Annotated in this window: 12 protein-coding genes; 5 read left to right on the forward strand and 7 right to left on the reverse strand. The window is 72.6% G+C overall.

The annotated features are described in order from the left end of the window. The first annotated feature begins 34 nt into the window (after nucleotides 1–34). A complete protein-coding gene (locus RNL97_RS18925; RefSeq protein WP_158709166.1) occupies nucleotides 35–997 on the forward strand; it encodes a ScbA/BarX family gamma-butyrolactone biosynthesis protein in 963 nt (320 codons plus the stop codon). 96 nt (nucleotides 998–1093) lie between these two features. Here RNL97_RS18925 and RNL97_RS18930 read toward each other — a convergent pair whose 3' ends face one another. The 3 genes from RNL97_RS18930 to RNL97_RS18940 all read right to left on the reverse strand — a co-directional run bounded on the left by RNL97_RS18930 (nucleotide 1094) and on the right by RNL97_RS18940 (nucleotide 5246). After that, the gene (locus RNL97_RS18930) at nucleotides 1094–2326 is read right to left on the reverse strand and encodes a cytochrome P450 family protein (protein WP_030591408.1); all 1233 of its coding nucleotides are present in this window, start codon (nucleotides 2324–2326) and stop codon (nucleotides 1094–1096) included. Between the two features lie 134 nt (nucleotides 2327–2460). Continuing rightward, on the reverse strand, nucleotides 2461–3942 hold the full coding sequence (locus RNL97_RS18935; RefSeq protein ID WP_078652167.1) for an MFS transporter: 1482 nt from the start codon (nucleotides 3940–3942) through the stop codon (nucleotides 2461–2463). 92 nt (nucleotides 3943–4034) lie between these two features. Next, entirely contained in the window at nucleotides 4035–5246 is a 1212-nt protein-coding gene (locus RNL97_RS18940) for an acyl-CoA dehydrogenase family protein (RefSeq protein WP_243314716.1), read from the reverse strand. 298 nt (nucleotides 5247–5544) lie between these two features. Between RNL97_RS18940 and RNL97_RS18945 the strand changes: the two genes are divergently transcribed. Together RNL97_RS18945 and RNL97_RS18950 are read left to right on the forward strand one after the other, a co-directional pair. Further along, nucleotides 5545–6108, forward strand: a complete 564-nt coding sequence (locus RNL97_RS18945) for a CGNR zinc finger domain-containing protein (protein ID WP_030591417.1) — start codon at nucleotides 5545–5547, stop codon at nucleotides 6106–6108. Between the two features lie 47 nt (nucleotides 6109–6155). Continuing rightward, nucleotides 6156–6566, forward strand: coding sequence for a PPOX class F420-dependent oxidoreductase (locus tag RNL97_RS18950; RefSeq protein ID WP_030591420.1), 411 nt, complete (start codon nucleotides 6156–6158; stop codon nucleotides 6564–6566). A gap of 94 nt (nucleotides 6567–6660) precedes the next feature. Here RNL97_RS18950 and RNL97_RS18955 read toward each other — a convergent pair whose 3' ends face one another. From RNL97_RS18955 to RNL97_RS18965, 3 genes are all read right to left on the reverse strand, one after another. Then, the gene (locus tag RNL97_RS18955; RefSeq protein ID WP_313750973.1) at nucleotides 6661–8334 is read right to left on the reverse strand and encodes an AMP-binding protein; all 1674 of its coding nucleotides are present in this window, start codon (nucleotides 8332–8334) and stop codon (nucleotides 6661–6663) included. After that, nucleotides 8331–9083, reverse strand: coding sequence for a class I SAM-dependent methyltransferase (locus tag RNL97_RS18960; protein WP_243314718.1), 753 nt, complete (start codon nucleotides 9081–9083; stop codon nucleotides 8331–8333). The genes RNL97_RS18955 and RNL97_RS18960 overlap by 4 nt, the downstream gene beginning before the upstream one ends. An 82-nt stretch (nucleotides 9084–9165) precedes the next feature. Then, nucleotides 9166–10053, reverse strand: a complete 888-nt coding sequence (locus RNL97_RS18965) for a helix-turn-helix domain-containing protein (protein WP_050500191.1) — start codon at nucleotides 10051–10053, stop codon at nucleotides 9166–9168. A 384-nt stretch (nucleotides 10054–10437) separates the two neighbouring features. Between RNL97_RS18965 and RNL97_RS18970 the strand changes: the two genes are divergently transcribed. Beyond that, nucleotides 10438–11361: a PNPOx family protein gene (locus tag RNL97_RS18970; protein WP_030591431.1), complete on the forward strand. Its 924-nt coding sequence runs from the start codon at nucleotides 10438–10440 to the stop codon at nucleotides 11359–11361. Nucleotides 11362–11374: 13 nt separating this feature from the next. Here RNL97_RS18970 and RNL97_RS18975 read toward each other — a convergent pair whose 3' ends face one another. After that, nucleotides 11375–12256, reverse strand: coding sequence for a LysR family transcriptional regulator (locus RNL97_RS18975; protein ID WP_030591434.1), 882 nt, complete (start codon nucleotides 12254–12256; stop codon nucleotides 11375–11377). Nucleotides 12257–12413: 157 nt separating this feature from the next. On the opposite strand from RNL97_RS18975, the gene RNL97_RS18980 reads away from it, so the two are divergent. After that, nucleotides 12414–13370, forward strand: coding sequence for an EamA family transporter (locus RNL97_RS18980; RefSeq protein WP_243314719.1), 957 nt, complete (start codon nucleotides 12414–12416; stop codon nucleotides 13368–13370). The last annotated feature ends 221 nt before the right edge of the window (nucleotides 13371–13591 follow it).

The following is a 13591-nucleotide window of genomic DNA, read 5'->3' on the forward strand; positions in this document are numbered from 1 at the left end:
GAGCCTCTGCCTGCGTGATCCACGAGGGGGAACCATGCACAGTTCGGCCTTCCGTGAGCACCTTTCACCACCCGCCCCGGGGGACGATCCTCCGCAGGGCCCGCCGACCGGGGCCGAGGGGTGGGAAACCGTCCCCCGGGAGCTGGTGCACCGGCTCCGCGCGGACGATGTGCTGCTGACCGGCTGGGAGCGTGTCGACGACGACCGGTTCCGGGTGTCGGTCCGCTGGCCCGACCGGCACGACTACTTCACCCCGCGCCACCGTCAGCACCCGCCGCAGCTGGTGGGGGAGACCGTGCGCCAGGCCGCCATGCTGCTCTCGCACGCGGAGTACGGGGTGCCGCTGGAGGACCAGTTCCTGATCCGGGACCTCGACTACCGGCTGCGGCCCGACCGGCTGGAGGTGGACGAGGAGCCCGCCCGGATCGAGGCCGAGATCGTCTGCTCCGCCGTCCGCCGCCGGCGGGGCCGTCTGGTGGCCATGCACTGCCGGATGACGGCGCGCCGGGGCCAGGAGGTGGTGGCCGTCGCCGCGGGGAACGTCAGCGTCACGACCGCGGCGGTCTACCGGCGGCTGCGCCGGACCCGTCCACCGGCCGAACTGGCGGCCCTCGCCGTGCCGGTGGCGCCCGAGCGGGTCGGCCGGATGGACCCGCGCCATGTCGTGCTGGCGCCGACGCCGCAGGCCGAGCGCTGGCAGTTACGGGTGGACCCGCTCAACGCGACGCTGACGGGGCGCTCGCGCGATCACTACTCGGGCCTGATCCTCATGGAGGCCGTGTACCAGGCGGTGCTGGCCGGGCCCGGCCGGCAGGACTTCCGTCCGGCCTCCTTCTCCATCGACTTCTTCCGGTACGCGGACTTCGCGCCGCCCTGCTGGATAGAGGCCCACACCGTGCCGGCGGACACGCCCGGAGCGACGACGGTGGTGGTGACCGGCCGCCAGGAGGGGCTGAGGGTCTTCGAGGCGGCCGTCGGGGACGCCCGCGCGTTCTGACCGTACGCCCCGCCCGCTGCCGCCGGGCGCCGGTGCCCCGGCGGCAGCAGGCCGGCGTGCGTACGCCGGAACCCGCCCCCTCCGTCCGGTACGAGCTCAGGGCCGCAGTCTGACGAGCAGTTCACGGTGGCCGTTGGAGATGAACGACGCCAGCGGTTCGGCCGGCCGCTCCGGGTCGGCCAGGGCCATCTCCGGGAAACGGGAGAAGAGCGCGTCGAGGGCCACCGTCGCCTCCAGGCGGGCCAGCGGGGCGCCGAGGCAGTAATGGACCCCGTGGCCGAAGGAGAGGTGCTCCTTGCGGGTGGGCCGGGTCACGTCGAACACATCGGCGTCCGCGCCGTGCAGCTCGGGGTCCCGGCCCGCCGCCGCGTACGAGATGACGATGGCGTCGCCCCCGCGGATCGTCACCGTGTCCAGGTCGATGTCCTCGACCGCGTACCGCAGGATCGCGTGCGCGCCGGGCGCCTCGTACCGCAGGGTCTCGTCGATGACGTCCTCCCAGCCGGCCTGTCCGCCGCGGACCAGGGCGAGTTGGCCGGGGTTGCGCAGCAGGGCGTCGACCGCCTGGTCGAGGAGGTTGACCGTGGTCTCGTAGCCTGCGGTGAACAGGAGGATCAGGTTGTCCGCCAGCTCCTTCTCGCTGAGCCGCCCGCCGTCCTCGTCCCGGACCGCGATGAGGTCGCTGGTGAGGTCGTCGCCGGGATGCTCCCGTTTGTGGGCGAGGACTTCGGCCATGGTGGAGTACAGGGCGAATCCGTTGGCGCGCGCCTCCTCGGGGGTCGCCGAGGTCCGGAAGAACCCCTGGATGATCGTGCCGATGACGTCCCGCGACTGCTCGGGGACACCGAAGAGTTCGCACATGACCCGGTTCGGCACGGGGTGCGCGAAGTGGCGCCGCAGATCGACGGGTGCGTCCGGGGGCAGGGCGGCCAGCTCGTCCAGGACCTCGCGGGTCGTCTCCTCGACCCGGGGGCGGAGGGCGGCGACGCGGCGGCCGGTGAAGGCGGCCGCCACGGGTCTGCGGAGCCGGGTGTGCTCCTCGCCGTAGGCGGTGACCATGTTCTGCACGGACACCCAGATCGCCAGCGGCCAGTCCGGGGGGATCTCGCCGCGGGTCCAGGCCGGCCAGTGCCGGTAGGCGTCCTTGGAGACCCGCGGGTCCAGCAGCAGGCGCTTGATGGTCGCGTGGTGGGTGACCGACCAGGCGTGGACGCCGCCGGGCAGTTCCACGCGGACCACCGGCCCGCGGGCGCGAATACGGGCGATCTCGCCCTGGATGTCGCGTCCTTGCGGATCGAGGGCGAAGGGGCAGGTGGCGGTACGGGGCATGCTCGGCTCCTGTTCGTGACGGCGGCGCGGGTCGCTGAGAGGTGGTGGGCCGCCCGCACGCGGCAGCGGGGTGTCACCGGGTTCCGTGAGGAACCGGGTGACACCCCGAGTGTCCGCCGCCGGGACGGAATGATCTAGACGGTGATGTCCGCCGAGGCCCGGCGCCGCGCGGAGGCCCGGACCGCGGCGACGGTGGTGAGGGCGACCGTCACGGCCGAGATGGCCACGAGGACCCAGAGGCCGCTGTGATAGCCGTCCAGCGTCTTGGCCCCTTCGCCGCCCCCGGTGTGGTCGACCGCCATGGTGGCGGTCACCACGGCGAGCACCACCGCGGCGCCGACCTGGTAGCCGGTCTGCAGGACGCCGGCCGCCAGGCCCTGTTCCTCGTCGGCCACGTTCGCGGTGGCCTGGACGTTGGCGGCGGGGAAGGAGAACGGGAAGGCGATGCCGATGAGGAGGATGCTCGGCAGGATCACCCAGAGGTAGCCGGAGCTCTCGTCGATGCGGAGGAAGAGCAGGTAGGAAGCGGTGTACGCGACGAATCCCGCGACGATCATCCACTGCACGCCGAACCGGGAGATGAGCTTGCCGGACCGGGGCGCGATCGTCGCGATGAGCAGCCCGATCGGGAGGAAGGCCAGGGCCATCTCCATCGGGGACCAGCCGCGCAGCGTCTGGAGGTACAGACCGCCGATGAACTGGAAGCTCATGTAGGTGCCGAGGATCGCCGCGGCCACCAGGCTGGCCCCGACCAGGGACCGGTTGCGCAGCAGTCCGAGGCGCAGCAGCGGCTGGGCGGTACGGGACTCGATGACGGCGAAGGCCGCCAGGAGCGCCACCGCCGCCGCGAACACCAGCAGGGTGCGAGCGGACAGCCAGCCGGCGTTGGGCGCCTCGACGATGGCGTACACGAGGAGCAGCATGCCGGCGGTCACGGTGACGGCCCCCGCCACGTCGAACGAGCCCCGTGCGCGGTCCGCGACGGTGTCGCGCGGGACCAGGGTCAGCCCGCCGACCAGGGCGGCGATCGCCACGACGACCGGCAGCAGGAAGGTCCAGCGCCAGTTGATCTCGGTCAGCGCTCCTCCGACGATGACGCCGGTGGAGTAGCCGACCGCGCCGCAGGCGGTGTAGATGCCGACCGCCCGGTTGCGCTGCGGCCCCGCGGGGAAGTTGGTGATGATGATCGACAGCGCGGCCGGTGCGGTGAACGCGGCGCCGATGCCCATGACGAACCGGGCGGCGATGACCACCAGGCCCTCGTCGGTCACCCCGCCGACCAGCGACCCCAGGGCGAAGACGGCCACGCCGACGAGGAACACGCGCCGGCGGCCGATGAGGTCCGCCATGCGGCCGCCCAGCAGCAGGAAGCCGCCGAAGCCGAGGACGTAGGAGCTCACGACCCACTGCACGGCCGCGGTGCTCATCCCGAGATCGGCCTGGATCGGCGGTACGGCGATCCCGACCATGATGTTGTCGAGGGCGTCCAGGAAGAACGCCGCACAGACGCTGACCAGCAGGCCCCACTCGCGGAGCCCCCAGGATTTCTGGGTGCCGTCGGCACCGACCTTCTTGTCGCCCGCGGGCTCGACTTGTACTTCGCCGGAAGTTGCCATCAGCTTTCCTGATTCCTTGAGTGAGGTGCCGGCTGGTCCGGCAAGGGGTGCTGGTCGTTCCTTCGTCCCCGGCCGCGCTCGTCGCGGTGGGGTCAGCCCTTGAGCCCGAGAGGGAAGGGCGCCTGGGGGGTGCCGCCGATGAGGTGGGCGCCGGCGGACTGGGCGATCTGCTCCTGCGCCAGGATGTGCTGGCACATGGTGTGCAGGTCGCGCAGCCAGCGGTCCAGCGGCGAGGTCCGGTAGATGGACGCCGTGCCGACGAGGTCGGAGAGGCGCTGCACGATCGACCGTGCCGTACGGAAGGCGTTGAGCCGGGCGAGAGCGGCGGCGACCTGCTGGTCGGGGGTCGCCTCGACGCCGTCCCGCAGCCGGTCCCACAGCTCGTCGAGCGAGCCGTAGACGGCGTAGCGGGCCGCGGAGAGCTGCATCTCGGCCTCGCCGATGGCGGTCTGCACGCGGTAGCTGTCGGACCAGGGGGTGTCGGTGGCCCGCTCCACGCGGTGCGCGGCGAGTTCCCGCACGTGGTCGAGCGCGGCACGGGCCACGCCGAGCGGCACGCCCGGCACGTTGCCGAGGAAGGCGTCGGGTGCGGAGAACGGGCTGGAGTCGCGGGGGGTGGTGAAGTCGAACGTGCGGTCCTCGGGGACGAAGTGGTCCGTCACCCGGTAGTCCGTGCTGCCGCTGCCGGCCAGGCCGTGGGTGTGCCAGGTGTCGACGGTCTCGACCTCCTCGCGGCGCACGAGCATCAGCCGCCAGTTCACCGGGGCGCCGTCCTTGCCCGGCTCCGGGACGCCGTCGCTGTGGACGACGCAGCCGCCGACGACCCAGTCGGCGTGCGTGATGCCGCTGCCGAAGGGCCAGCGGCCCGTCACCCGGTAGCCGCCCGGGACCCGGTCGGCCCGGCCGACCGGGAAGATGAGCCCGGCGGTTATCGCGTCGGCGTCGGCCAGCATCTCCTTGACCACGGTCTCGTCGAGGTAGCCGGCGTAGATCCAGGTGTCCATACCGATCATGGCGCACCAGCCCGCCGCCGAGTCACCGTAGGAGAGTGCCTCGATCACCCGGGTCTGCTCCGAGAAGGTCAGCTCGGGCCCGCCCCACTCCTTGCGCATGCCGATCTGGAACACGCCGGTCCCGCGCACCAGCCGGACGGCCTCCTCCGGGAGGCGCCGGCCGCGTTCGATCTCCTCGGAGAGTTCCCGCAGCCGCGGTGCCGCGGCTTCGGCGCGGGCCAGGATCGTCTCGGCGGTCAGGGTTTCCCGCTCGGTCGCCGCGACGGTGGGCGGGGTCTGAGAGATGGTCATGGAAAGCCTCCTATGCGTGCCTGCTGCCGGTTCTCGGCGAACGGCTCCGGTGCCGTGCCGCGCATGTCGTCGCGGGTGGTCCGGCGTCCGCGCTCCCTCACGTTAGGGACGGTCGGTCCGTGGCTGTCGCGTGAACGCGCACGTGATCTGACACGTCTGCGTGCGGTCTCCGTGAGCTCCAGGCACTCCCCCTTGGCTAACTGTCAAACGTGACTTTAGGAGTTAGGGAGAGGGTTTGCAACCGCTCAAGTACACTTGAAGGGTTAGTGCTCCTCGGTACGGCCTGGAGGGATGCGCGATGGCCCTGACCGACCCCCGCCCGTTCGTCGGCGAACCTGTCGCCGTCGACCTGTTGAACACGCTCTGGAAGGCCGACGGGCGCCGGCACGACCTGCTGGACTCCCTGCCGGGCCTGCGGACCTGGCTCGACGGCCACGGCCTGGGCGACCGCTTCCCCGCCGACGCCCAGGCCGCCGAAGCGCTGGTACGGACCCGGTCGGCGATCGCCGCGGTCTTCGCCGACCCGCGCTCGCCCGCCGCCGCCAAGAGCCTCGACGAGGTGCTGGAGCACGGCCGGGTCCGGCTGGTCCTGACCCCGGAAGGGCCCGGCGAAGAGGCCGAGTTCGCCGATCCTTCCTGGGGCGCGGCCTGGCTGGCCGCCCGCGACTACCTGCGGCTCCTCGACACCGCCCCGGACCGGATCCGCCGGTGCGCCCAGCCGGACTGCATACGGCACTTCGTCGACACGTCCCGCAACGGCACGCGCCGCTGGTGCTCCATGGCGCTGTGCGGAAACCGCGCCAAGGTGGCCCGCCACTACGTCCGCAACCGCGAGACCCGGGCCGGGGCCGCCGACGCATGACGGGCGCCCGCCCCCACCCCACCGAACACGGAAGGCCCCACCCGTACATGAGCCCCACCCGAGCCCTCCCCGACCGGCTCGTCTCCACCCTCGGCCGGGCCAACCCCGCCGTCATGTCCACCCTGCGCCAGGACGGCGCACCCGTCTCGGTGGCGACCTGGTACCTGTGGGAGGAGGGGCGGGTCCTGGTGAACCTGGACGCCGGACGCAAGCGCCTGGCCCATCTGCGCGCCGACCCCCGCGTCTCGCTCACCGTCCTGGACGCCGACAGCTGGTACCGCCACATCAGCCTGCAGGGTCGCGTCGTGACACTGGAGGACGACGAGGGGCTGCGGGACATCGACCGGATCGCGCAGCACTACATCGGCGAGCGGTACCCGGACCGGGAGCGGCCGCGCGTCAGCGCCTGGATCGAGATCGAGACCTGGCACGCCTGGGGCATGGACGACACGCCTTGAGGGGTGCTCGTGGGGCGCCCGGGGCGCCCGCACCGAAACGCCGGGTGGGGCCCGCGACCTGAGTCGTGGGCCCCACCCGGGCTCCGCCGCCGGATCAGCCCACCGGAGCGGGCTCCGCCGAGAAGCCGGCCGCGCCCGCCGCCTCGAACTGCTCCCGCAACTGGGCCCGTCGGAGCTTGCCGATGCCCGTCTTGGGCACGTCCTCCATGCCCACCGGCACCGTGTGGGCCACGGTCACGCCCAGCGTCCGGGCCAGTTGGTCACGGACCATCCGGGCGGCCGCGGCCGGCTCCGTCCCGCCGCGCGGGTGGAAGAAGACCGCGAGTTCCTCGGTGCCCGACTCCGGCCCGGTCACCGGGCAGGCGACGGTGTAGGACGGCACGACCACGTCCAGCTCCTCCACCCGGGCCTCGATCTCGTGCCCGTGGTAGGTGACGCCACCGAGCTGGATCACGTCGTCCGCACGGCCGGTCACCGTGAGAATGCCGTCCCGCACATAGGCGAGATCCCCGGTCCGGAACCAGCTGTCCGTGAAGGACTGCCGGTTCTGCCCCGGGTTGCGGTAGTACCCCGAGGTCACACTCGCCCCGCTGACCTGCAACAGGCCCGTCGTGCCCACGGGAACGATCCGGTTGCGCTCGTCGACCACGCGCAGGGACGTGCCCGGCTGCGGCCGCCCCACCGGCACGTACCGGTCGTCACCCGCGTTGACGGCCCAGAACTCGCAGTCGGCCACCCCCGCGGACGTCTCGGACATGCCCCAGCCCGGCCACATCGCGTCCCGGGGCAGCCCGAGGGGGGCCAGCAGTTCCAGGAAGCGGCGCACCACGCCGCTGCGGACGGCCTCGCCGCCGTTCATGATGTACCGCAGACAGCTCAGGTCCCACGAACGCCCCTCCAGCCGGTCCGCCAGGTCGTTGATCAGGCCGAAGGCGAAGTTGGGGGCCCAGGTGGTGTCGGCGCGGTGCCGGTCGATGCCCTCCAGCCAGCGCAGCGGGTCCCCGAGCACCCACTCGATCCCGGCGTGCACCTGGTAGCAGCCGAGGTAGACATCGCGTACGTGGAACATGACCAGCCCGCCGACATGGTCGAGGGGCATCCAGTTGAAGCTGCGGGTCGTGGCCCCCAGCCGGTTCAGCCGCACCGTGGCGGATGTGCGGCTCAGCACGTTGCGATGGGTGAGGGTGACGGCCTTGGGCACCCCGGTGCTGCCCGAGGTGAGCAGCAGGACGGCCGGATCGTCCGGCGCCGCCCGGTGCCAGACGCTCTCGGGTGCGCCGGAACCGAGCCGGTCCGTGTCGCCGAGCAGGGCCTGCGGCCACCGCGGGTCGGCGGCGACGGCCTCGGCGATCTCCTGGCCGGGACCGGTGAGGACCTTCGGCCTCCCGTACCCCTGCCACACCCGCTGGAGCAGCTCGGGTGCGGTGGCCCGCTGGTCCGCCGTGGCTCCGGCGTTGACCGGCATGGGGACGAAGCCGCCCAGCACACAGGCCCAGAAGGCGGTCAGCAGCGCCGGCGGTTCGGCGACCTGGAGGACGACCGTCTCGCCGGGCACGAGACCCGCCGCACGCAGACCGCCGAGGAGCCGGGCCGCGCCGTCCAGCAGTTCCGGGTAGGTCAGAGCCGTCTCGGAGCCGTCGTCGCCCACGAAGCAGATGCCGGCCGAGGCGGCGGTCTCCGCCGCCCGGACCAGGGTCTCGCCGAGGTCGCGGACCTCCGTGGGGACGGCGGGCCCGCCGTCGAGGAAAGAGACGTCGGTGGTCGTCATATCGCTTCCTTCGGAGTGGGGGCGGCGATGAGCACCAGCGGCCCGCGGCCGTGGCCGGGGGCGGGCTCCTTGCGGAACCCGCCGTACTCGGCGGTGACGGTGAACCCCGCCTCGGTGAGCAGGCCGCGCACCTCGGGCCCGGTGAGGACGGACTGGTCGAAGAAGTTGTCGTACATGGACACCCGGCCGTCTGCGTCGCGCACCAGCAGCGTCTCCTCGTTGCGCCAGGTCGCCGCGTGCGGGTTGACCGACTGGCGGGCGAGCCGCGTGATGAGGACGTCATCGCCGCGGTGGTGGGCGACGGTGTGCTGCTGGTAGCTCTCGACGAAGTTCAGCAGGTGGCCGAATTCCAGGACGAGCCGTCCCTCGGGCGCCAGGTGGCGCCGCGTCGTCTCCAGCAAGGACCGCAGCTTGTCGTGCGGCAGGTAGTTGAGGGTCATGAAGAGGCTGTAGACCAGGTCGAAACGGCGGTCCGCCTCGAACTTCTCGGCCCGGCCGTGCACGTACTCCACGCCCGCGCCGCCCGCTCGCCGGGCGTACTCCACGAAGCTCGCGCTCTGGTCCACCCCCACGCAGGAGTAACCGAGTTCGCCCAGTCGGCGCAGGTTGGTGCCGGTTCCGGAGCCGAGGTCGAGGACCCGGCTGCCGGGGGGAGCGCAGGAGGCCAGGAACTCCGTCTCGGCGTCGAGGTTCCGGAAGTCCCGACGCATGATCTCGTAGTACTCACCGGGGAATTCGAAGCTGGTCAACGTTTCACCTTTCGCAGCGGTGATGGCACGCCGGACCGCGTGACCGGTACGGCGTGAGGGAGGGGGGGAGCGGCGGAGGGCGTCAGGCGGTGAGAGCAGACGGCCGCATGGTCTTGCGGTACTCCCGGGGTGTGACGCCGTAGCGGTCCCGGAACAGCCGGCTGAAGTGCGAGGCCCCGTAGAAACCCGAGCGCTCGCCGATCGCCGCGATGGAGAGGTGGGCGAGGCCGGGATCGGCCAGTTCGGAACGGCAGCGGGCGAGCCGCTCGTCCCTGATCCACCGCGCGGGGCTGGTGTTGTGCTCGTTGAAGATCTTCTGCAGATAGCGCAGCGAGACGTTGTGCTGCTGGGCCACGGTCACCGGGCTCAGCTCCGGGACCGCGATGTTGTCACGGATGAAGGCCTGCACATGCACCATCAGGGTCTGGCGGCCGACGCCCGTCGCGGCCGCCGCACTGCGGATGCGCTCGGCGAACAGAGCGCCCGCCAGCCCCGCGACGCTGCCGCCGAGCAGGTCGATCGCGGTGTCGACCTCCTCGCCGTACCGCTCCAGTCCGGCGAGCAGCTCCGACATCAGGGCGCCGAGCCCCTGGGAACCGTGCCACACCCTCGCGGTGAGCAGGTCCGACTCCTTGGGCGTGAGGCCGATCGAGCGGTGCGGCAGGGCGAGCGTCACCATGCGGAGGTCCTCCGGCATGGAGATCCGGTGCGGACGGGAACTGTCGTAGCAGACGAGCTGGGAGCTGCAGGCGACCGCCCGGCGGCCGTCCTGTTCCACATGGACCTCTCCCGCGAGCGGACGTAACACCCGCAGGTAGGTCTCGGCCGCCGGTCCCGCCCGCCCCGGTCTGCTCACCTCGCCCGGGCCCCCCTCCACCACACAGACCCACGCGTCGCCGAAACGCCGGCTGACCGTCGTCCCGGCGAGTTCATCGCCGTGCTCGGCGACGGCGCCCGGACCGGTGTCCATGCGTATGTTCCGTCTCGTGCGGCCGGTTGCCGCCAGCTGTCTGCTCGGTTCACTGGTGCAGAGCATGAGTTCCCCCGTTACCTGCCCGAAGTGCGGTGCCCGGGCGTATGTCGGCCGCTCCGTTGCGGCCGGACGCCGCCTGAGCGGTGGCTCTCTTTCCGTGCCTTCCGTGGATCCGTCAGCATGGGAACATACCTGCATGCTGGTTTTCTACGGCCCATCGAAACCTTTGATGGGCCACTTCCACCGGACCCCGAAAGGGCGCAACTCGGGCAGGAAGCATGCGCGATTGGTCAACAGTGGGGGAGGTGTCGCCGTTAGCGTCGCTCACGCCCGCCCGGCCCCGCCTGCGACGGCCGCTCCCTCCCGCACGAGGAGACCGAAATGATCAGATCGCCTCACCACGAGGGCGAGCAGGCCGTTCAGCGACGGGCGGGAGAAGGGCACCCGGGCTGGGGGTCGCCCATGTTCGACAACACCGTCCAGCCGGGGTTCGCCGTGTTCCTGCGGGAGCAGCGCATGCTGTTCCTCGGGGCGGCCGACGCCGACGGCGCGGTCTGGGCCTCCGTCCTCACCGGTGCCGCCGGCTTCGTCGACACGGTCGGTCCGCACCAGGTCGTGGTCGACGCCGCACCGGTTCCCGGCGACCCCCTGGCCGACGCCTTCAGCGCCCCGCGCGATCTGGGCGTCCTCGCGCTCGACCCCCGCACGATCCGGCGGATCAGGCTGAGCGGGGTGGCGCGGCGGCAGGGCGGCCGCCTCCACATCGCCACGGAACAGGTTCTGGGAAACTGCCCCAAGTACCTCCAGCAGCGGGATCTCGTGGAGTCCGACGCACCCGCCGGAGACACCCCCGCGGTCGTGCGCCACGAGCTGGGCCCGCGGGAGCGCCGGTGGATCGCGGAGGCGGACACCTTCTTCATCGCCAGCCGCGCGCCCGGCCACGGGGCCGACGCCTCGCACCGCGGAGGTGAACCGGGCTTCGTGACGGTCGAAGGCCCCCGCAGGCTCTCCTGGCCGGACTACCCGGGGAACTCCTTCTACATGACCCTGGGAAACCTCTCGCTGGACGCGGCGTGCGGGCTGCTCTTCCTCGACTGGGAACGGGGCGGCACGCTCCAGCTGACCGGCCGTGCCCGCATCGACTGGGATCCGGACCACCGTGCCGCGCTGCCGGGCGCCCTGAGGAGGATCGAGTTCGACGTCGAACGAGTGGTCACGATCCGCCGGGCCGTCCCCCACCGGTGGGCGCTGATGGCCAGGTCGCGGTTCAACCCGCCGCCGCCCGCGAGCTGCGTGGCCCCCTGAGCGCCCGGGCCCCTCACCCCCGCGCGACGATCTCCCGGGCCAGTGCCGCCAGTTCCGGCAGGGCGGGGTGGCCCGGGGCGTCGCGGCGGGCGAGGAGGACCGGGACGGCCGGGGCGTCGACGAGCGGAAGGTAGGCGACCCCCGTGTGCGGGTGCTGGTCGGCGGTCGACGTGGTGGACACCCCGCTGCCGCGGCCGGCGGCGATGGCGGTGAGCCAGTCGTCGGTGTTGCCGACGGTGAGGGTGGCGGCCGGGCGGGCGTGCGGCGGCCACAGGTCCACGGTGGTGGTGCCGGAGACGGTGTTCAGGACGACCGGGCCGTCCGCGAGATCGGCGAGTTCGAGCGCGGCGCGTGCCGCGAGCGGCCCGTCCGCGGCCACCGCCGCCACCCGTACCTCGGTGAACAGCACCTCGGCGACCAGCCCCGGCGCGTCCACCGGGCCGCGCAGCAGCGCCGCGTCGACCTCGCCCCGGGTCAGACCGGCGGTGCGGTCGTCGATCCTGAGCAGTTCCAGCGGGGTGCCCGGGAAGCGTTCCTGCCAGGTCCGCAGCAGCGGTGTGGTGTAGGGCCCGAACGCGGACCAGGCGTGCCCGAGCCGCAGCGGCCAGGTGCGCAGCCGCCCGGAGTCGAGCGCGTCGTCGAAGGCGGCGACCGCGGCGGCGGCCTTGTCGCGGAAGGCGTCGCCGTCGGGGGTGAGGACGAGATGGTGGGTGGAACGGTCGACGAGCCGGACCCCGAGGTGCCGCTCCAGCGCGGCGAGGGTGCGGGACACGGCGGGCTGGGTCAGCCGGAGGCGGGCCGCGGCCCGCGTGATGTTGAGCTCGTCGGCGACCGCGAGGAAGGCCCGCAGATGCCGGAGTTCCACGGGGCGGCCGGTGGCGCGTTCCTCGCTCATGCGTCGGGAGCATAACGGGAGCGTGATCGGCATTTCACGGAACGCGCGGACGTCCTTACGGTGAAGGGGGAACCATGGCGGGCACGGTTTCTCATCCTGTACCGTCCAGTCCATTGCAGTGCACTGACTCACTCGCTCGCCCCTGGAAGGCCCTCCCGTGAACGACCAGCGCAGCGCCGCCGAACCGGCCGCCGCAGCCGTCGCCGTCTCCGAAGCGGTGACGGCACTCGAAGGCGCCGGACGGTCCTGGGCGGACCGCCGGGCGGCGCTGGCGCCGATCGCGCTGGTGGTCGCCGGCGGCCTCTCCGTCCAGTTCGGCTCGGCGGTCGCGGCGCTGCTGATGCCGAAGGCGGGCGCGCTGGGCGTCGTCACCCTGCGGCTGGTGGCCGCCGCTCTGATCCTGCTGGTGATCTGCCGCCCGAAGCTGCGCGGCCACTCGCGTGCCGACTGGGGCACGGTGCTGGCCTTCGGTGTCGCCATGGGCGGCATGAACACGCTCTTCTACCTGGCGCTGGACCGGATCCCGCTCGGTATCGCCGTCACCCTGGAGGTGCTCGGCCCGCTCGCCCTCTCGGTGTTCGCCTCCCGCCGCCTGATCAACGTCCTGTGGGCCGGGCTCGCCCTCGTCGGTGTCGTCCTGCTGGGCGGCGGCGGTTTCGACCGCCTCGACCCGGTCGGCGCGGCCTTCGCCCTGGCGGCCGGGGCGATGTGGGCGGCGTACATCGTATTCAGCGCCCGCACCGGCCGCCGCTTCCCGCAGGCGGACGGGCTCGCGCTGGCGATGGTGGTCGCCGCGGTCCTCTCGCTGCCGCTCGGCGTCATCGAGTCCGGGGCGAAGCTGACGGTTCCGTCCACCGTGGCGCTCGGGGCAGCGGTGGCCGTCCTCAGCTCGGTGCTCCCGTACACCCTGGAGCTGATGGCCCTGCGCCGTCTGCCCGCGCCCACGTTCGCCGTGATGATGAGCCTGGAGCCGGCCATCGCCGCCGGTGCGGGCTTCCTGATCCTGGACCAGGCCCTCTCCACGACGGACGCCCTCGCCATCGCCCTGGTCATCGGGGCGAGCATCGGAGCCGTACGCAGCCGGTCCGGGCGGGCTCCGCGACGCGAGGCGTGAGCCGGGGCTCGCCCGCCACCCCGCAGGAGCCTCAGCGGTCGGCGGGCAGGATCCGGGCGAGGCCGCGCGACGGAGCGGGTGGGGACGTCGGCCATGGACAGCGAGGGGCCGACGGGGCGGAGTGGCGGGGTGGGTGCCGCCCTGCGTTCTGCGGCAGCAAATCATGCAAGCGCGCTTGATTGTTTCCCGGGGCGCTGCCATGCTCCTGGGCACCACACCCG

Source organism: Streptomyces parvus, assembly GCF_032121415.1.
Taxonomy (GTDB): domain Bacteria; phylum Actinomycetota; class Actinomycetes; order Streptomycetales; family Streptomycetaceae; genus Streptomyces; species Streptomyces globisporus_A.